This window comes from Frigoribacterium sp. PhB116 (genome assembly GCF_004364285.1).
In the GTDB taxonomy this organism is placed as follows: domain Bacteria; phylum Actinomycetota; class Actinomycetes; order Actinomycetales; family Microbacteriaceae; genus Frigoribacterium.
In genome coordinates, this window is record NZ_SOBE01000001.1 from 1,025,340 (window position 1) to 1,044,114 (window position 18,775).

Consider the following 18,775-nt stretch of genomic DNA (forward strand, 5'->3'; position numbering starts at 1 on the left):
CCGTGCAGCCGTTCGTGCTCGAGTCGCCGGCCGTCCGTCTCGAGGTGCCGGGCCCGGCAGACGTCGAGGCGATCGTCGAGGCGTGCCAGGACCCGGTGCTGCAGCGCTTCACGACCGTGCCGGCGCCCTACGGGCGGTCGGACGCGCAGTTCTTCCTCGACCGCATCGTCGACCACGGCTGGGCGACGGGACGCGAGGCGACCTGGGGTCTGCGCGGCCCGGGCTCGTCGCTGCTGCTCGGGGTCGTGAGCGTCCGGCTCGGCACCCGCGACATCGGCTTCTGGACCACGCCGGCCGCACGAGGACGCGGCCTGATGACCGCCGCGGTCCGGCTCGTCGCGGACTGGGCGCTCGGCGAGGCCGGCCTCGACCAGCTGCACTGGGAGGGCTACGTCGGGAACGACGCCTCCGCGGCGGTCGCTCGACGCTGCGGCTTCACCTACACGGGCGTCGGCCCGGGGATGCACCCCGGCCGCGACGGCGGACGTCCCCTCTGCTGGAAGGCGCGGCTGCGCCCCGATGACGAGCGCTTCCCGAAGCAGGGCTGGCCCGACCTGACGAGCGGAGCCGGCGAGCCCCCGCGGGAATGGCGGCGCGCCGAGGACGTTGACGACAGTGCCCGGCAGACGCAGGGCGCCCCGCGCCTCCCGGAGGACTCGTGACCGACCACCTCGCCCCCGACGCCGTCGTCCTCGAGACGGCCATGCGTCGCGCGCTCGAGCTGGCGGCCAGGGGCCCGGCCAGGGGCGACAACCCGCAGGTGGGCTGCGTCCTCCTCCGGCCCGACGGCAGCACGGCCGCCGAGGGCTGGCACCGCGGCGCGGGCACCCCGCACGCCGAGATCGACGCCCTGGCGCAGCTCGGCGAGGGCGACGCCACCGGCCTGACCGCGGTCGTCACCCTCGAGCCCTGCGACCACACCGGCCGCACCGGGCCGTGCAGCACCGCCCTGATCGCCGCGGGCGTGGCGCGCGTCGTGTACGCGGTCGACGACCCGGGCGAGCAGTCCTCGGGAGGCGGCGCCCGCCTCCTCGAGGCAGGCGTCGCGGTCGAGCGAGGACTCCTCGTCGACGAGGCGACGGAGCTGGTGCGCCGCTGGCTGGTCCCGGCTCGCCGCCACCGGCCGTTCGTCACCGTGAAGTGGGCCTCGAGCCTCGACGGTCGCGCCGCGGCCGCGGACGGCACGAGCCGCTGGATCACCGGCGCCGCCGCGCGGCAGCACGTGCACGAGGTGCGTGCCGACCACGACGCGATCCTCGTGGGCACCGGCACCGTGCTGGCCGACGACCCCAGCCTCACGGCGCGGGGCGACGGCGGCGAGCTGCTCGCCGACCAGCCCGTGCCGGTGGTCGTGGGCGACCGCCCCGTCCCTGCCGGGGCCCGCCTCCGGAGCCACCCTCGAGAGCTCGTGCAGCTCGGGGGCCACGACCCCGAGGCCGCGCTCGACGCCCTCTGGCGGCTCGGAGTCCGCAGCGTGCTCGTCGAGGGCGGCCCGACCGTGGCCAGCGCCTTCGTCCGCGACGGCCTCGTCGACGACTACCTCGTCTACCTCGCCCCGACGCTGATCGGCGGCGCGCTCACCGCGCTCGACGACCTCGGCGTCGCCACGATCGACGACCAGCGACGCCTCCGCGTCGCCGACGTCACCCTGCTCGGCACCGACCTGCTGGTCGTGGCCCGCGACGACACCCGGAGCACCCCATGACCGACGCCCACTCCCCCGACTCCCCCCGCGTCTCGCACGTGACCTTCGAGGTCGAGACCACCGTCCCCACCTCGCACGGCACGTTCCGGATGCGCGCGTACACCGACGTCCAGACCGGTGCCGACCACATCGCGATCGTCGCCTCCGAGCCCGACGGCGCCGCCCCCTCCGACGGTGCGCTCGTGCGGGTCCACTCCGAGTGCCTGACGGGTGAGGCCTTCGGCTCGCTCAAGTGCGAGTGCGGCCCCCAGCTCGACGCCGCCCTCGACACCATCCGCGACCACGGCGGCGTCGTCGTCTACCTGCGCGGCCACGAGGGCCGAGGCATCGGGCTCATCAACAAGCTGCGCGCCTACCGGCTGCAGGAGGACGGCCTCGACACCCTCGACGCCAACCTGGCGCTCGGCCTGCCCGCCGACTCCCGTCAGTACGGCGCCGCGGCCGACATGCTGCGCGACCTCGGCGTCACATCGGTCCGGCTGCTCAGCAACAACCCCGAGAAGCGCCGCCAGCTCGTGCAGCACGGCATCGAGGTGCTCGAGTCCGTGCCCCTCGTCGTCGGCGTGGGGGCCTTCAACGAGGGCTACCTCGACACCAAGCGCGACCGCATGGGCCACGAGCTGCCCGGGCAGCTGCACGGCGACGCCTGACGCACCGCGGCAGCACCTCGGGCGGCGCCGGGGCGGCAGGCGGCACCGACGGCACCGGCGGCACGTAGGATGGACGACGGCTGTCACGAGCGGCCCCTGCACCTCCGCACCACGGCACCGCGCGCCCCGTCCACCACCCGGGGCCACTTCACCGCCTCCGACCCCGTCGAGCCCATCTGGCACCGGACGTCGTCGAGGCCGCCTCCCCTCGTCCCCCTCCTGCTGCCCCGGAGTCCCCATGTCCCGCAACGCCGTCGCACCGTCGACGCCCGCCTCCCCACCCGTCAACAAGCGCTCGCGCGTGGTCCTCGCGAGCCTCGTGGGCACCTCCATCGAGTTCTACGACTTCTACGTCTACGCGACCGCCGCCGTGCTCGTGTTCCCCACGATCTTCTTCGCGAACGACGACCCGGCCGTCGCGAGGCTCGCCTCGTTCGCGGTCTTCGGGGTCGCGTTCATCGCGCGCCCCGTCGGCTCGATCGTGTTCGGCCACTTCGGCGACCGCATCGGCCGCAAGGGCACCCTCGTCGCCTCGCTGCTGACCATGGGCGTCGCGACCGTGCTGATCGGCTGCATCCCCGCCGGGACGACGCCCGGCTGGGCCGTCGCCGGGCCTGCGTGCTTGGTCGTGCTGCGCTTCTGCCAGGGCCTGGGGCTCGGCGGGGAGTGGAGCGGCGCCGCGCTGCTCGCGACCGAGAACGCCCCCGCCGGCCGACGGGCGATCTGGGGGACGTTCCCTCAGCTGGGCGCCCCGATCGGCTTCATCATCGCCAACCTCGTGTTCATCGTCCTCAACGCGAACCTGACCGACGAGCAGTTCCTCAGCTGGGGCTGGCGCGTGCCGTTCCTCGCGAGCGCGCTGCTCGTGATCATCGGTCTCTACGTGCGCTTCAAGCTCATCGAGACCCCGGCGTTCCAGGCCGTGGTCGACTCGGGCAACGTCGCGAAGCTGCCGCTCGCCCGCGTCTTCACGACGAGCTGGCGCCCGCTGGTCCTCGGCACGTTCATCATGCTGGCGACGTACACGCTCTTCTACCTGATGACGACGTTCACGCTGACGTACGGCACCGCGGAGGCGTCGGGCGAGGCCCCGGGGCTCGGGATCGACCGCACGCAGTTCCTGCTGATGCTCATCTTCGGCTGTGTCTTCTTCGGCATCTTCACCCTGGTGTCGGGCCCGCTGGCCGAGCGGTTCGGCCGACGTGCCCTGCTCATCGTCGTGACGAGCGCGATCCTCGTGTTCGGGTTCTTGTTCGCACCCTTCTTCTCCGCCGGCGCGGTCGGGGCCCAGGGTCTGCTGATCGTCGGGTTCACGCTGATGGGGCTCACCTTCGGCCCGATGGGCGCGGTGCTGCCCGAGCTGTTCCCGACGAGCGTGCGCTACACCGGCTCGGCCATCAGCTACAACGTCGCCAGCATCCTCGGCGCGGCCGTCGCCCCGTTCATCGCGGTCGCCCTCTGGCAGGCAGCCGGCGGCAGCACCTGGCTCGTCGGCCTGTACCTCTCGTCGATGGCCGTGCTCACGCTCGTCGCGCTGCTGCTCAGCCGCGAGACGAAGCACGTGGAGTACGACGCCGCGGGCTGAGCGGCAGCGGTCCCGGCGCAGGCCGCCGCGACCGCGCGCCGTCCCAGCGGAGGCGCAGGTGCCTCGGGACGGGACGAAGTACCGTGGTCCCGGCGATCCGCCGCGACCTTCCCCGAGAGGCACCATGAGCTCCGACACGAGCCGCTCCGACCCGAGCACTCGATCCGCGTCGTCCCCCGCACCTGCCCCCGCACCCGCTCGACGGGGACGGGCAGGTCGGACGGGCCGCCGAGAGGCGGACGGGCCCCGCGCGACGTTCCGCCAGCTGCTGCCGTACCTCTTCGAGCACAAGAAGGTGATGGTCGTCATCATCGTGCTCAGCGTGCTGGGCGCCGCCGCCTCGCTCGGCCAGCCCCTCCTCGTCAGCCAGGTCATCACGCTCGTGCAGCAGGGCGAGACGCTCGGCCGGCTCGTCTGGGCGCTCGTCGCCCTGGTCGTCGTCGCCGGCCTGCTGAGCGGGTTCCAGCACTACCTGCTGCAGCGCACCGGCGAGGGCGTCGTGCTCTCGAGCCGCCGTCGGCTCGTGGCGAGCCTGCTGCACCTCCCGGTCAGCGAGTTCGACCGTCGACGCACGGGCGACCTCGTGTCGCGAGTCGGCAGCGACACGACCCTGCTGCGGGCCGTGCTCACCCAGGGCCTCGTCGAGGCGATCGGCGGCTCCCTGACCTTCGTCGGCGCCCTCGTCGGCATGTTCCTGATCGACCCCGTCCTGCTCGGCCTCACCGTGCTCGTGGTCGCCGTCTCGGTGACGGTCGTCGTGCTGCTCTCGGGCCGCATCCGCGTCGCCAGCCGGCGCGCACAGGAGAAGGTCGGCGACCTGACCGCCGCCGTCGAGCGGTCGATCAGCTCGGTGCGGACGATCCGCGCGAGCGGCGCGACGGAACGGGAGATCACCGGCGTCCAGGCCGACGCCGAGGGCGCCTACCGGCGGGGCCTCGAGGTCGCGCGCATCTCGGCGCTCGTCGTGCCCATCGCCTCCGTCGCGCTGCAGGCGTCGTTCCTCGTCGTGCTGGGCGTCGGCGGCTTCCGCGTCGCGAACGGCACGATCGACATCGCCTCGCTCGTGTCGTTCATCCTGTTCCTTTTCCTGATGATCATGCCGCTCGGCCAGGCCATGGGCGCCGTCCTCAGCGTCAACCAGGCGCTCGGGGCGCTCGGCCGCATCCAGGAGATCCTCGACCTGCCGCGCGAGACGGAGGGCGACGACGTCGTCGCCGCGGGCCTCGGCAGCGACGCCAGGGTCGAGACCGACGCCGCGATCCGCTTCGACGACGTGCACTTCCGCTACCCCGACTCTCCCCCGGCCGTCGACGGCACGGCAGCCGCGAAGGAGGCGCGCGCGGCCTCGGACGACGACCTCACCGTGCTCCGCGGCGTCTCGTTCTCGGCTCCCGTGGGCAAGCGCACCGCCCTGGTCGGCCCGTCCGGAGCCGGCAAGAGCACCATCCTCGCCCTCATCGAGCGCTTCTACGACCCCACCTCCGGCGTCGTCCGTCTGGGCGGCATGGACGTCCGCGCGCTCGACCGCGTCGACCTGCGCGCGCAGATCGGCTACGTCGAACAGGACGCCGCGGTCCTGGCGGGCACCCTGCGCGACAACCTCACCCTCGGCTCGCCCGAGGCCACCGACGACGACTGCCGCCGGGTGCTCGAGGCGGTCAACCTCACCGCCGTGCTCGAGCGCGGCGAGCTCGGCCTCGACGCCCAGGTCGGCGAGGACGGCGTGCTGCTCTCGGGCGGCGAGCGCCAGCGCCTCGCGATCGCGCGCACGCTGCTCTCGGCTCCTCCGCTGCTGCTGCTCGACGAGTCGACGTCGAGCCTCGACGGGCTCAACGAGCAGCGCCTCCGCGAGGCCATCGACGCCGTCGCCGAGGGGCGCACCCTGATCGTGATCGCGCACCGGCTCTCGACGGTCGTGGACAGCGACCAGATCGTCGTCGTCGACGACGGACGGGTCGTCGGCGTCGGCACGCACTCCGAGCTGGTCGAGAGCACGCCGTTGTACAAGGACCTCGCGAAGCACCAGCTGCTCGTCTGATCCCTGCCTGCGGAGTCGTAGGCGTGGGGTCGTTGGGCGCGGGGTCGTGGGTCGGGAGGGGTCGCGGAGCCGTGGCACCGTGGGCCCGCCGGGAGGCCGGGTCGCCTAGCCTGGCCCGATGAGCGACGACGCCCGCGAGCCCGAGGTCCTGTTCCACGTCGACCGGGGCGTGGGGGTCGTCACGCTGAACCGGCCCGGCAAGATCAACGCGGTGACCGAGGGCATGCTCGGGATGGTCGAGCGCGCCCTCGACGCCTGGCAGGACGACGACGCGGTCGAGGCCCTGCTGCTGCGCGGAGCCGGCCCCCGGGGCTTCTGTGCCGGCGGCGACATCACCGCGATCCACCGCGACGCGACGGCGGACCCTGCCCGCAGCGTGGCGATGTGGCGTCGGGAGTACCGGGGCGCGCTGCGGCTGGCCCGGTGGGACCGTCCGGTCGTCTCGTACCTCGACGGCATCGCCATGGGCGCCGGCGTCGGGCTCGGCGGCCACGTGTCCCTGCGGGTCGTGACGCCGCGCAGCCGCGTCGGCATGCCGGAGACGCTGATCGGCCTGACGCCCGACGCGGGCGGCAGCTACCTGCTCTCGAGGGCTCCCGGCGAGCTGGGCACCCACCTGGCGCTGACCGGGGCCGCGATGACCGCCTCCGACGCGCTGCTCACGGGGTTCGCCGACGTCCTCGTCGCCGAGGAGGGCGAGGCCGGCAGCGAACTCGTGCTCGACGCGCTCGCCACCGGTGGCCCCGACGCGGTCCGGGCCCTGGCGATCGAGCCTCCCCCGCCACCGCTCGCCGCCGAGCGCAGCTGGATCGACGACGCGTACAGGGGCGACGACGCGGTCCGCGTGCTCGGCCGACTGCGCGGGCTCGCGCGGGACGGGGTCGATGCGGCCGGCAGGGCGGCGGACGACCTCGAGGCCGCCTCGCCCACCTCCGTCGCGCTCACCCTGGCCGCCCAGCGCCGGGCACGCGGCCTGCCCGACCTCGAGGCCGTGCTCGGCCAGGAGCTGGGGCTCGTCACCGCTCTGGCCGACTCCCCCGACCTCGTCGAGGGGATCCGCGCCCGGGTCGTCGACAAGGACAGGTCGCCGCGCTGGTCGCCCGCCAGCCTGGCCGACGTCGACGTCGCCGAGGTGCTCGCCCGCGTCGACTGGGACACACGGATCTGACCCACCACGGACCGGCCGCGGGTCGATGCCGCGGTGCCCGGTGTCAGGCCGCGCCGCATGTCAGGCCGCGCCGGCCGACTCCCGTGCCGCCTCGATGACCTCGAGCGCCGCGAGGGCGTCGCGCGGGTCGACCGGCAGCGGCCCGGCCCCGCGGAGGGCACGGGCGAGCTGCTCGTAGAACAGCGGGTACCGGCCCCGGTCGGTGGGCTCGGGCCGGGCCTCCGCTCCGATCCCGACGAGGCCGTGTCGCTCGTCGGGGACGCGACCGTACCCGGGGTCACGGGGCGACGTGCCCGACGCGAGCTGCGCCTCCTGCGGGTCGAGCCCGTCGACGACGTACGCACCGGCCGTGCCGAGCACCCGGAGGCGCGGGCCGGGCTGCGCCGCGACGTGGCTCATCCAGAGCCGCGACCGGACACCGCCCTGGTGCCGGAGGGACACGAACACGTCGTCGTCGGCGGCTCCCGTCGGGCGTCGCCGCGCGATCTCCGCGTGCACGTCGACGACCGGGCCGAAGAGGTGCAGGGCCTGGTCGACGAGGTGCGGACCGAGGTCGAACAGGATCCCGCCGCCCTCGGCAGCCGTCGCCTCCGACTTCCAGCCCGCGCGGTTCGCGGTCTTCCACGGCTCGAAGCGCGATTCGAAGGTGTGGACGTCGCCGAGTGCGCCGTCCCGCACCAGGCGCGAGGCCGTGAGGTAGTCGCCGTCCCAGCGACGGTTCTGGTACACCGTCAGCGACCGGCCGAGCGACTCGGCGAGCTCGATCAGCTGACGAGCCGAGGAGGCGGTGGTCGCGACGGGCTTGTCGACGACGACCGCGGACCCGGCCCGCAGGGCGTCCGCGGCCACGTCGGCGTGCGTCGCGTTCGGCGTCGCGACGACCACCAGGTCGAGGCCGAGCGCGTGCAGGTCGCCCGCGCGCGGGACGATCTCGACCCCGGGGTGGGACGTCCTGGCCTGGTCGGCGCGGTCCGAGTCGCGCGTGACGACGGCGACGAGGTCGTACGAGTCGTCGGCGGCCACGAGCGGCGCGTGGAACACCCGGCCGGCGAGGCCGTAGCCGACGATGCCGACCCGGAGGCGGGACTGCTGCGACTCCGTGGCTCGCTCGGACTGCTGCGGGGCCGGGGCGCTCATGCGGCGAAGGGGTCGGGGGTCATCAGGTACACGGTCTCGAGGTACTCCTGGATGCCCTCCAGGCCGCCCTCGCGGCCGAGGCCGGACGCCTTGACGCCGCCGAACGGGGCGGAGGCATTCGAGACGACGCCGACGTTGAGGCCGAGCATCCCGGTCTCGAGCGTCTCGGCCAGTCGCTGCCCGCGGGCGAGGTCACGGGTGAACGCGTAGGCCACGAGACCGAACTCGGTGTCGTTCGCCAGCCGCACCGCCTCCTCCTCGTCGGCGAAGGTCGAGACGGCCAGCACGGGGCCGAAGATCTCCGTCGTGAGCAGCTCGCTGCCCGGCCGCACCCCGTCGAGGACGGTCGCCTCGTAGAACGTGCCCGGGCCGTCGACGCGCGCGCCGCCGGTCCGCACGACGGCGCCGCGGGCGACGGCGTCCCCGACGAGGCGCTCGGCCTTCTCGACGGCTCGGTCGTCGATCAGGGGGCCGACGTCGACCCCGTCGTCGGTGCCGCGGCCGAGCGTCATCGCCGCGACGCGCTCGGTCACGCGGCGGACGAACTCGTCCGCGACCGCCTCGTGCACGAGGAACCGGTTGGCGGCGGTGCAGGCCTGTCCGACGTTGCGGAACTTGGCCAGCAGGGCGCCCTCGACGGCCGCGTCGAGGTCCGAGTCGTCGAAGACGAGGAACGGCGCGTTGCCGCCGAGCTCCATCGACGTGCGGAGCACGCGCTCGGACGCCTGGGCGAGCAGGGTCGAGCCGACCGGCGTCGACCCCGTGAAGCTGAGCTTGCGGAGGCGCGGGTCACGGATGAGGGGCTCGCAGACGTCGCCGGCCGAGGTCGTCGTCACCACGTTCACCACGCCGCGGGGCACCCCGGCCTCGGCGAGGATCCCGACGAGGGCGAGCGTCGTGAGCGGCGTGAGGTCGGCGGGCTTCACGACCACGGTGCAGCCGGCCGCGAGGGCGGGCGCGATCTTGCGCGTCGCCATCGCGAGGGGGAAGTTCCAGGGGGTGATCAGCAGGCACGGGCCCACGGGGCGCTTCAGCACCACGGTCCGGCCGGTCCCCTCCGGGTTCGTGCCGTAGCGGCCCGAGACGCGCACCGCCTCCTCGCTGGCCCAGCGGACGAACTCCGAGCCGTACGCCACCTCGCCGCGCGACTCGGCGAGCGGCTTGCCCATCTCGAGCGTCATGAGCAGCGCGAGGTCGTCGGCGCGCTCGCGCAGCAGGTCGAAGGCCCGCCGCAGGACGTCGGAGCGGGTGCGGGGAGGCGTCGCCGCCCAGGCCGCCTGCGCGGCGACGGCGGCGTCGAGGGCGCGGAGCCCGTCGGTCGCGTCGCCGTCGGCGACCGTCGCGATCACGTCGCCGGTCGACGGGTCGCGTACGTCGAAGGTGCGGCCCGCGGTCGCCGGGGCCCAGGCCCCGTCGACGTGGAGGCCGGTGGGCACGGCGGCGAGGACGCGGGCCTCGTCGGCGGCGCTCACGAGCTCACCGTCTCGACGCCGGCCGCGCGCAGCTCGTCGAGGGCGGCCACGCTCGGCCCCTCTGCGACTCCGGCGACGAGGTCGGTGAGGACCCGGACGCGGAGCCCGGCCTTCGCCGCGTCGAGCGCGGAGGCGCGGACGCAGTGGTCGGTGGCCAGGCCCACGACGTCGACGTCGGTGACGCCGTGCCGGGCCACGAGCTCGACGAGCGACTCTCCGTGCTCGGTGGCGGCCTCGAAGATCGAGTAGGCCGGGCTGCCCGTCCCCTTCCGCACGTGCTCGTCGACGAGCGAGACGTCGAGCTCGGGGTGGTACTCGGCGCCCGCCGTGCCGCGGACGCAGTGCGGCGGCCAGGTGTCCACGTAGTCCGGCTCGGCCGAGAAGTGGCCGCCGTTGTCGCCCTGGTCGTCGTGCCAGTCGCGGCTGGCGACGACGACGTCCCAGCGGGCCCGCTCGCCCCGGAGGCGCTCCGTCACCCGGGCGGCGACGCCTGCGCCCCCGGTGACGGCGAGGGCGCCTCCCTCGGTGAAGTCGTTCTGGACGTCGATGACGAAGAGCGCGGTGGTCATGCTCCCATCCTCCCTCTGTGGCCTGGTGCTGTGCTGGTGCCGGTGTTGGTGCTGGTGCTGGTGCTGGTGCTGTGCCTGTGCCGGGCTGTCCCGGTCAGCTGTTCGCGAGCGAGTTCCCGCAGCGCCACACCGACGCCGTGAGGGTGTCGAGGGCACTGCGGGCGTTGTCCTGCACCGGGCCGATGGCGTAGAAGGCGAAGGTCAGCGGCGTCCCGTCGGCCGAGTCGATCGAGCCAGCGAGCGTGTACGCGGTGTCGATCCAGCCGGTCTTGGCGTGGACGGCACCGCGCGCGGCGGCGTTCGAGCCGGTGAAGCGCGACGCGAGCGTCCCGGTCTGGCCCGAGATCGGCAGGGCGTCGTAGACGGCCCCGAGACCGTGGGCGCGGTCACGCACCTGGATCATCAGACGGGCCACGAAGGTCGACGGCACCGCGTTGTCCTCACTGAGCCCCGAGCCGTCGACGATCGTCACGACGGACGCGTCCAGCCCGTAGGTGCCGCTCAGCGCCGACCGGTACAGGGCCGTCAAGGAGGCGGCGGACCCGTCCGCACCCGACTCCCGCGACGAGGCCCGCGCGAGCATCTCGGCCAGCGTGTTGTCCGAGTTCGGCAGCATCTGGCCGATGAGGGTCGAGACCGGCTGCGACTGCACCGAGCCCAGCACCGTCGCGCTGCTCGCCGTGCCCTGCGAGATCGACGCCGACGCCGCCCCCGAGACGCCCGCGGCGACGAGCGCGGACCGGAAGGCCTCGCCGGCCCGGCCGACCGGGTCGGTGCTGCGGGGGCTCGTGACCGCGGAGGGGTCGGCCCGGTCGCCGTCGACCATCAACGCGGTGACCTCGCTGTGGTAGCCGATGGTCTGCTCGGTGCGCTTCCACGACGGGTCCCACTTGTCGGCCTGGCTCCACCAGGTGGCGTCGAGCGTGATCTGCGAGACCGGCTGACCGCCGAGGGAGGCGGCGACCTGCCCCGCGAGGTCGCTGAGCGTCGGCGCGCCGGAGTACACGCTGCGGCCCGTCGCGCTGAGGGTCGCGTCACCGCCGCCCACGAGGGCGATCGTCCCGCTGCCCGGGTCGCCCGTGACCGTGGTCGTCAGACGGTGGTCGCCGCCCAGGACCGCGAGGGCGACGGCGCTCGTCAGCGTCTTGAGCACGCTGCCGGTCCGGGCCGGGGTCGACCCGTTCCGGTCGAACAGGATCTCGCCCGTCGTGGCGTTGACGACCGATCCCTCGAACTGGGCGAGACGCGGGTCGGAGGCGGCAGCGGCGACCGAGCAGGTGCGCAGCTTGGTCGCGGGGGGCACGACCGCAGGCGCGACCCGCTGGGGGTCGGGCGCCTCGGTGGGGCCGGGCGTGACGGTGACGACGTCGGCCGGTTCGGCGCTGCCGTCGCCGTCCGCTCCGGACAGGGCACTCGACGCGACGGGGGCATCGGGGGCGGTCGCGGCTCCGGCGGCGACCGCACCGCCGCCGAGCAGGGCGAACGCGAGGACGCCGGCGGTCACGAGAGCGGTGCGGGGGTGCTCCCGCAGGAGGCGCGCGGCAGACGCGCGCACGTCTCGCGTCCGGCCTCGCCCTGCGGTCACGTCCGTGCCCTCGGCCCGCGTCTCGGTCGCCTCCGCGCGTACCTCGGGGGCGCCGTCGTCGGAGGGGCGGTCGTCGGGGGTCGCGTCCTGCTCGCTCATCGAGGACATCCTACGAAACGCGTGCCTCCTCCGGGGGCCGCGTCCGCGCCTCCCCGGCTCCGGACCTCAGCGGGCCGACTCAGCGGGCCCATCCAGTGGGCAGGCTCAGCGCTCGGGGTACTGCACGCCGACCTGGCGGCGGACCTCGTCCATGGTGGCCATCACGGCGACGATCCCGTCGGAGGTGAGCGCCGGGCTCTCGAGCTCGCCGGCATCGGCCAGGCGGGCCAGCTCGAGCGCCTGGTGGTGCATCCCGCGGAGGTCGCCCTCGTCGGAGTCGAACCGCTCGAGGACCTCGCCGTCCGCGTCGAGGACGGTGAAGCCGCCGGGAGCGTAGAAGGTGTGGTCGATCTCGATGCGGCCCGCGCTGCCGTGCAGGACGGCGTCGTTGCGGCCCGCGGTGTCGAGCGCGCAGAACAGGTTCGACGTCGCTCCGTTCGCGTGGCGCAGAGTGATCCCGGTGCGCCTGTCGACGCCCTGGTCGCTGAGCACGGCCGTGGCCGCGACGGCCGCGACCGGCCCGAGCAGGTCGTGGGCGAACGAGACCGGGTAGACGCCGAGGTCGAGCAGGGCGCCGCCGCCGAGGGCCGGGTCGTTGAGACGGTGCTGCGGGTCGGTCGGCAACGACTGCATGTGGGCGGCCGTGAGGAGGCGCGGCTCGCCGATAGCGCCGCTGCGGACCACCTCACGGAGGCGCGCCTGCTGCGGCAGGTACCGGGTCCACATCGCCTCGAGGGCCACGACGCCGCCCTCACGAGCAGCGGCCAGCACGCGCCCCGCCTCGTCGGCGCTGACGGTGAACGGCTTCTCGACGAGGACGTGCTTGCCCGCCCGGATCGCGAGGAGGGCGTTCTGTTCGTGGAACACGTGCGGCGTCGCGACGTACACCGCCTCGACCTCCGGATCCGCCACGAGGTCGTCGTAGCTGCCGTGCGCGGTCGTGATGCCGTGGTCGTCGGCGAAGCGCCTCGCCTTGTCGGCGTCACGCGACCCGACGGCCGCGACGGCGATGCCTGCGGCGGCCAGGTCGTTCACGAAGGTGTCGGCGATGCCGCCGGCGCCGAGGATTCCCCATCGGATGCTCATGCGACCTGTCTACCAGTCAGGCTGGTCGGCGGGGCCGCTGGTCGGCGGGGCTGCGGAGGAGGGGTCTCCGGGGACGCTCAGGACGGCAGAAGGCCCGATCCTGACGGACCGGGCCTTCGTGGGAGCCGCTTTGGGGAATCGAACCCCAGACCTTCTCATTACGAGTGAGACGCTCTGCCGACTGAGCTAAAGCGGCGGATCTCGATCAGATCGAGAACCCGTGCCTCGCGGCACGATCACCAACTGTAGCGGATTCTCAGACCTGTCGCGTCACGACTCGGCCGAGCTCGGCGAACGACGCCTCCATGCGCGCGCGCAGGCCGTAGCGGTGGTCGGTCGCGTGGTCGGCGTCGTCGTCGTCGATCCACTCGCCCCAGGCGTGGCGGAGGGCGGCGATGGCCACGAGGGTGAGGAGGTGGGCGCTGCTGAGGTCGGACTCCTCAGTGGCGTCGTCGGCACGGCCGGGGGCCGTGGCCAGACGACGGGCGACGATGCCCGTGAGGCGCTCCTCGAGCACGCGGGTGGAGGCGATCCGGCGGGCGAGCAGGTCGGGGTGGCTGCGCAGCACCATGCGTCGACGCTGCACCAGGTCGCGGTCGAACGTCGCGGTCACGACGGCCTCGTCGAGGAGGCGGATGAGGCCGTCGATGATCGGCTCGTCGTGCGCCCCGAGGAACCGGTCGAGGGACTCGCCCTCGGGCAGGTCGGGCAGGTCGCCGACGACGGCCTCTTCTTTCGACGTGAAGTAGTTGAAGAACGTGCGGGGCGACACGTCGGCGCGGCGGCTGATCATGTCGACGGTGACGGCCTCGAGTCCCTCCTCGCCGATCAGGTCGAGGACGGAGAGCTGGATGGCCCGTCGGGTGGCCAGGCGCTTGCGCTCACGCAGGCCCGGGGCGGCAGTCGGGTCGGTCATGCCGCCATCTTGCCTCACCTGACCGCGTGTCGGCTGACGGCCACCAGCATGGCCTCGAGCGCCAGCGCCGGGGCCACGTTCGACTCGATCCGTCGACGTGCGACGGCGATCGCGTCCATGACTGCGAGAGTGCTCGCCGGCGTCGAGGCCGCGGTCGCCTCGTCGAGCCGGCCACGGACCGCCTGGTTGATGGGCTCCTCCGCCACCCCGAGGTGCAGCAGGAGGACGTCGCGGTACAGCGAGAGCAGGTCGACGAGGATGCGGTCGATGCCGTCGCGGAGGCTCCGGGTCGCCCGACGTTTCTGGTCGTCCTCCAGCGCGCGGAGCTGGCTGCGGAGGGCCGGGGGCACGGTCCCGCCCGGCTCGACGCCGAGCGACCGGAGGGCGCTCGCGCGTTCTTGGGCGTCACGCTGCTCGGTGATGGCCTTGGCGTCGTCCCCGGCGACGGCGAGCATCGTGGTCGCCGCGTTCACCGCGTCGGACACGCTGCGGATGGCCAGCGCGGTCTCGAGCGTCCGTCGGCGGCGCTCGCGCGCCTCCTCGTCCGTCGCGAGACGGAGCGCCATGCCGATGTGGCTCTGCGCCTCACGGGCCGCCGTGACGGCCGTCTCGTGGTCGATGCCGTCGCGACGCTCGAGCAGGGCGGCCACGTCGGCCACGGTCGGCGTCCGGAGGCGGATGCTGCGGACGCGGGACCGGATCGTCGGGATGAGGTCGGCCTCGCTCGGGGCGCAGAGGATCCACACAGTGCGGGGCGGCGGCTCCTCGAGGGCCTTCAGCAGCAGGTTGCTGGTGCGCTCGGTCATCCGGTCGGCGTCCTCGATGACGACGACGCGGTAGCGGCCGACCGAGGGAGAGAACTGGGACGACGCGACCAGCGACCGCACCTCGTCGATGGTGATGATGATCCGCTCCGTGCTGAGCACGGCCAGGTCGGGATGCGACCGGGCGTCGACCTGGCGGCTCGTCGCCTCGTCGTCGTGGCCCCGGGACAGCAACGCGGTCGCGAAGGCGTAGGCGAGGTTCGAACGGCCGGAACCGGGCGGGCCGGTGATCAACCACGAGTGCGTCATCGCCGAGCGGGACGGATCGGCGGAGGCAGCCGCCTCGAGGAGCTCGACGGCGTCGGCCTGGCCGGTCAGGCCGTCCCAGCCGCTCATCGCTCGCTGCTCACTGCTCGGTGAGGAGGTCGGCGACCCTCGCCCGCACGGCCGCCGCGACCTCGGCGACCGGCAGCGTCGCGTCGACCACGAGGAACCGGGCGGGCTCGGCACGGGCGATCGCGAGGTACGAGTCCCGGACCCGGCCGTGGAACGCCGCGGCCTCCGACTCGAGCCGGTCCCAGGACTTCTCGGCAGCGTCGAGGCGCGACCTGCCGACCTGCGGGTCGAGGTCGAGCAGCACGGTGAGGTCAGGCGTCAGTCCGCCGGTCGCCCAGACGGACAGCTCGCGCACCTCGTCTCCGCCCAGCACGCGGCCCGCGCCCTGGTAGGCGACGGACGAGTCGACGTACCTGTCCTGCAGGACGACCTCGTCGCGGTCGAGGGCCGGGCGCACGAGGGTCTCGACGTGGTGGGCTCGGTCGGCCGCGTAGAGCAGGGCCTCAGCCCGGGCCGCGATGTGTCCCCGGCGGTGCAGGACGATCTGCCGGAGCTCGAGGCCCAGGTCGGTGCCTCCGGGCTCCCGGGTGCGGACGACACGGCGACCCTGCTCACCGAGCCACGCCTCGAGGAGGGCCGCCTGCGTGGTCTTGCCCGATCCGTCGCCGCCCTCGAGGGTGATGAACAGACCGGCCACTACGAGGCCTCCGGCGCGTCGCCGTCCGTGGCCGCCGCCGTGGCAGCGGCCTTCGCGGCGGCGGGCTTCCTCGCGGCAGCCGGCTTCTTGACGGCCGCCGGCTTCGCGGCAGCGGCCCCGGCAGCAGCCGGCTTCGCGGCGGCGGGCTTCTTCGCGGCCGCGGGCTTCTTCGCAGCCGGCTTCTTGGCAGCGGGCTTCTTCGCAGACGGCTTCTTGGCCGGGCCCTTGGCGCGCTTGTCGGCGAGCAGCTGGATCGCGCGCTCGAAGTCGACCTCCTCGACGGTCTCCCCGCGGGGGATGGTGGCGTTCGTCTCGCCGTCCGTCACGTAGGCCCCGAAGCGGCCGTCCTTGATCTTGATCGGCTTGCCGCTGACCGGGTCGGCCTCGAACTCGGCGAGGGCGCTGCTGGCCCGCTTCGCCCCGTACTTGGGCTGGGCGTAGAGCTCGAGGGCGCCGGGCAGGTCGATCTCGAAGATCTGGTCCTCGCTGGTGAGCGACCGGGTGTCCGTGCCCTTCTTGAGGTACGGACCGTAGCGGCCGTTCTGGGCCTGGATCTCGTCGCCCGTCTCCGGGTCGACTCCGACCGTCCGCGGCAGGTCGAGCAGCGCGAGAGCGGTCTCGAGGTCGATGGTGTCGACGCTCATGCTCTTGAACAGGGACGCCGTCCGCTCCTTGGGGGCGGCCTTCTTCGCCGGGGCTTTCTTGGCGGGCGCCTTCTTCGTCGCGGTGCCGTCCGTGGCGGCAGGTGAGGCGGTGGCGGTCGCCGCCTCGACGACCTCGCCGGTGGCGGGGTCCGCAGCGATCTCCTCCGGGGTGCGCTCGGTCACGTACGGACCGAAACGGCCGTCCTTCGCGAGCACCTCCTTGCCGGACTCGGGGTTGACGCCGACGACGCGGTCGCCGATGACGGGAGCGTCGATGAGCTCACGGGCGCGGGCCGGCGTCAGCTCGTCCGGAGCCATGTCCTCGGGGACGTTGACCCGGCGGGGGGTCTCGGGGTCGTCGCCCGGAGCCTCGAGGTAGGGGCCGTAGCGCCCGATGCGCAGGGTGAGCCCTTCGCCGAGCGGGATGGAGTTGATGTCCCTCGCGTCGATCTCACCCAGGTTGTCGATCACCTTGCGGAGCCCGCGGTGCGTGTCGTTGCCGAAGTAGAAGCCGTTGAGCCAGTCGACCCGGTCGGCGTCGCCGCCGGCGATGAGGTCGAGGTCGTCCTCCATGCTGGCCGTGAAGTCGTACTGGACCAGGTCGCCGAAGTACTCCTCGAGCAGCCGGACGACGGAGAACGCGATCCAGTTCGGCACGAGGGCCGTGCCCCGGGGCGTGACGTAGCCGCGGTCGACGATGGTCGACATGATGGCGGCGTACGTCGACGGCCGCCCGATCCCCAGCTCTTCGAGCGTCTTGACGAGGCTCGCCTCGGTGTAGCGCGGCGGCGCGCTCGTGTCGTGCCCCTTCGCCTCGATCTCGTCGAGGGTGAGCTGCTGGCCCTCCGTCAGCGGCGGGAGCTTGGCCTCGGCGCTGTCGGCCGCGCCGTGTCGGTCTTCGTCGCGACCCTCCTCGTACGCGTTCAGGAAGCCGCGGAAGGTGATGACGGTGCCGGTGGCGACGAACTCGGCCGCCGTGCGGGCGGCCCCCTCGGCGGACACGCCCGCGACGGCGGTCTGCGTCGTCGCCGTCACGACGACGGAGGCCGTCGAGCCCTTGGCGTCGGCCATCTGCGAGGCGACGGTGCGCTTCCAGATGAGGTCGTAGAGCTTCCAGTCGTTGCCCCTCAGGGTCGACTGCATGTCGCTCGGCGTGCGGAACGTGTCGCCGGAGGGGCGGATCGCCTCGTGCGCCTCCTGGGCGTTCTTGCTCTTGCCCGTGTAGACGCGGCGCTTCTCGGGCACCGTGTCGGCACCGTACAGGGAGGCGGCCTGGGACCGGGCGGCGTTCGTCGCCTGCTGCGAGAGCGACGGCGAGTCGGTGCGCATGTAGGTGATGTGCCCGTTCTCGTACAGCGACTGGGCGACGCTCATCGTCTGGCGGGCGGAGAACCGCAGCTTGCGGGCGGCCTCCTGCTGCAGGGTCGACGTCGTGAACGGGGCGGCGGGACGGCGCGTGTAGGGCTTCGACTCGACCGACGAGACGACGATGTCGACGTCCGACGCCTGGAGCGCACGGGAGAGCGCCCCGGCCGAGGCCTCGTCGAGCGCGACGGCCTGCCCCTTGGGCTGGCCGCGGTCGTCGAAGTCCCGACCGCTCGCGACCCTGGTGCCGTCGACCCGCACGAGGCGGGAGGAGAAGGGCAGCGCGTCGGCGGCAGGCTCGAAGGTGGCGGTGAGGTCCCAGTAGGAGGCGGAGACGAACGCGAGCCGCTCGCGCTCGCGGTCGACGACGAGGCGGGTCGCCGCCGACTGCACGCGACCGGCCGAGAGGCCCGGACCCACCTTGCGCCAGAGGACCGGCGAGACCTCGTAGCCGTAGAGGCGGTCGAGGATGCGGCGGGTCTCCTGGGCGTCCACGAGAGCCGTGTCGAGCTCGCGGGTGTTCTCCTGGGCCTTCTGGATCGCGTCCTTCGTGATCTCGTGGAAGACCATCCTCTTGACGGGGACCTTCGGCTTCAGCTCCTGCAGCAGGTGCCACGCGATGGCCTCGCCCTCGCGGTCCTCATCAGTCGCGAGGTAGAGCTCGTCCGCGCCCTTGAGCGCACGCTTGAGCTCGGAGACCGTCTTCTTCTTCGCGTCGGAGACGACGTAGTAGGGCTCGAAGCCGTTCTCGACGTCGACGCTGAACTTGCCGAGCGACCCCTTCTTGAGCTCGGGGGGCAGGTTCTTGGGCTCGACGAGGTCACGGATGTGCCCGACGGAGGCGAGCACCTCGTAGCCGCTGCCGAGGTACTGCCCGATCGTCTTGGCCTTCGCGGGCGACTCGACGATGACCAGTTTCTTCGTGCCTGGCACGGGACTCCTTGCTTCGGGGAACGTCT

14 protein-coding genes, 1 tRNA gene and 1 pseudogene are annotated in these 18,775 nt (G+C 73.4%); 6 read left to right on the forward strand and 10 right to left on the reverse strand.

Annotation, left to right across the window (positions count from 1 at the left end; genetic code table 11):
* Positions 1-2: 2 nt before the first annotated feature.
* The 6 genes and pseudogenes from EDF20_RS04620 to EDF20_RS04645 all read left to right on the forward strand — a co-directional run bounded on the left by EDF20_RS04620 (position 3) and on the right by EDF20_RS04645 (position 7,146).
* Positions 3-662, forward strand: coding sequence for a GNAT family N-acetyltransferase (locus EDF20_RS04620; protein WP_158614607.1), 660 nt, complete (start codon positions 3-5; stop codon positions 660-662).
* A 41-nt stretch (positions 663-703) separates the two neighbouring features.
* Positions 704-1,705, forward strand: coding sequence for a bifunctional diaminohydroxyphosphoribosylaminopyrimidine deaminase/5-amino-6-(5-phosphoribosylamino)uracil reductase RibD (ribD, locus tag EDF20_RS04625; protein ID WP_133738110.1), 1,002 nt, complete (start codon positions 704-706; stop codon positions 1,703-1,705).
* Between the two features lie 32 nt (positions 1,706-1,737).
* Positions 1,738-2,355, forward strand: a pseudogene (ribA, locus tag EDF20_RS04630) (GTP cyclohydrolase II); the annotation flags it as partial.
* Between the two features lie 238 nt (positions 2,356-2,593).
* Positions 2,594-3,940, forward strand: coding sequence for an MFS transporter (locus EDF20_RS04635; RefSeq protein WP_133737834.1), 1,347 nt, complete (start codon positions 2,594-2,596; stop codon positions 3,938-3,940).
* A gap of 124 nt (positions 3,941-4,064) precedes the next feature.
* Positions 4,065-5,978: an ABC transporter ATP-binding protein gene (locus EDF20_RS04640; RefSeq protein WP_133737835.1), complete on the forward strand. Its 1,914-nt coding sequence runs from the start codon at positions 4,065-4,067 to the stop codon at positions 5,976-5,978.
* A gap of 118 nt (positions 5,979-6,096) precedes the next feature.
* Positions 6,097-7,146, forward strand: coding sequence for a 3-hydroxyisobutyryl-CoA hydrolase (locus EDF20_RS04645; RefSeq protein ID WP_133737836.1), 1,050 nt, complete (start codon positions 6,097-6,099; stop codon positions 7,144-7,146).
* Positions 7,147-7,206: 60 nt separating this feature from the next.
* On the opposite strand, the gene EDF20_RS04650 is transcribed toward EDF20_RS04645, so the two are convergent.
* From EDF20_RS04650 to topA, 10 genes are all read right to left on the reverse strand, one after another.
* Positions 7,207-8,283, reverse strand: coding sequence for a Gfo/Idh/MocA family oxidoreductase (locus tag EDF20_RS04650; protein WP_133737837.1), 1,077 nt, complete (start codon positions 8,281-8,283; stop codon positions 7,207-7,209).
* Positions 8,280-9,755, reverse strand: a complete 1,476-nt coding sequence (locus EDF20_RS04655; protein ID WP_133737838.1) for an NAD-dependent succinate-semialdehyde dehydrogenase — start codon at positions 9,753-9,755, stop codon at positions 8,280-8,282. Before EDF20_RS04655 ends, EDF20_RS04650 begins: the two co-directional genes overlap by 4 nt.
* Positions 9,752-10,324: an isochorismatase family protein gene (locus tag EDF20_RS04660; RefSeq protein WP_133737839.1), complete on the reverse strand. Its 573-nt coding sequence runs from the start codon at positions 10,322-10,324 to the stop codon at positions 9,752-9,754. Before EDF20_RS04660 ends, EDF20_RS04655 begins: the two co-directional genes overlap by 4 nt.
* A 94-nt stretch (positions 10,325-10,418) precedes the next feature.
* Positions 10,419-12,008, reverse strand: coding sequence for a D-alanyl-D-alanine carboxypeptidase/D-alanyl-D-alanine-endopeptidase (gene dacB, locus EDF20_RS04665; protein WP_133737840.1), 1,590 nt, complete (start codon positions 12,006-12,008; stop codon positions 10,419-10,421).
* Between the two features lie 105 nt (positions 12,009-12,113).
* Positions 12,114-13,094, reverse strand: a complete 981-nt coding sequence (locus EDF20_RS04670; RefSeq protein WP_133737841.1) for a Gfo/Idh/MocA family oxidoreductase — start codon at positions 13,092-13,094, stop codon at positions 12,114-12,116.
* Between the two features lie 123 nt (positions 13,095-13,217).
* Positions 13,218-13,290: transfer RNA gene (locus tag EDF20_RS04675), tRNA-Thr, on the reverse strand.
* Positions 13,291-13,350: 60 nt separating this feature from the next.
* Positions 13,351-14,010 carry a TetR/AcrR family transcriptional regulator gene (locus tag EDF20_RS04680; protein WP_123546637.1) on the reverse strand — a complete coding sequence of 220 codons (660 nt, stop codon included), beginning with the start codon at positions 14,008-14,010 and terminating at the stop codon, positions 13,351-13,353.
* Between the two features lie 14 nt (positions 14,011-14,024).
* Complete coding sequence (locus EDF20_RS04685) at positions 14,025-15,170, reverse strand: DNA polymerase III subunit delta' (RefSeq protein WP_133737842.1); 1,146 nt, start codon at positions 15,168-15,170, stop codon at positions 14,025-14,027.
* A gap of 10 nt (positions 15,171-15,180) precedes the next feature.
* Positions 15,181-15,807, reverse strand: coding sequence for a dTMP kinase (gene tmk / locus EDF20_RS04690; protein ID WP_123546639.1), 627 nt, complete (start codon positions 15,805-15,807; stop codon positions 15,181-15,183).
* Positions 15,807-18,749 carry a type I DNA topoisomerase gene (gene topA, locus EDF20_RS04695; RefSeq protein ID WP_133737843.1) on the reverse strand — a complete coding sequence of 981 codons (2,943 nt, stop codon included), beginning with the start codon at positions 18,747-18,749 and terminating at the stop codon, positions 15,807-15,809. The genes tmk and topA overlap by 1 nt, the downstream gene beginning before the upstream one ends.
* Positions 18,750-18,775 lie beyond the last annotated feature (26 nt).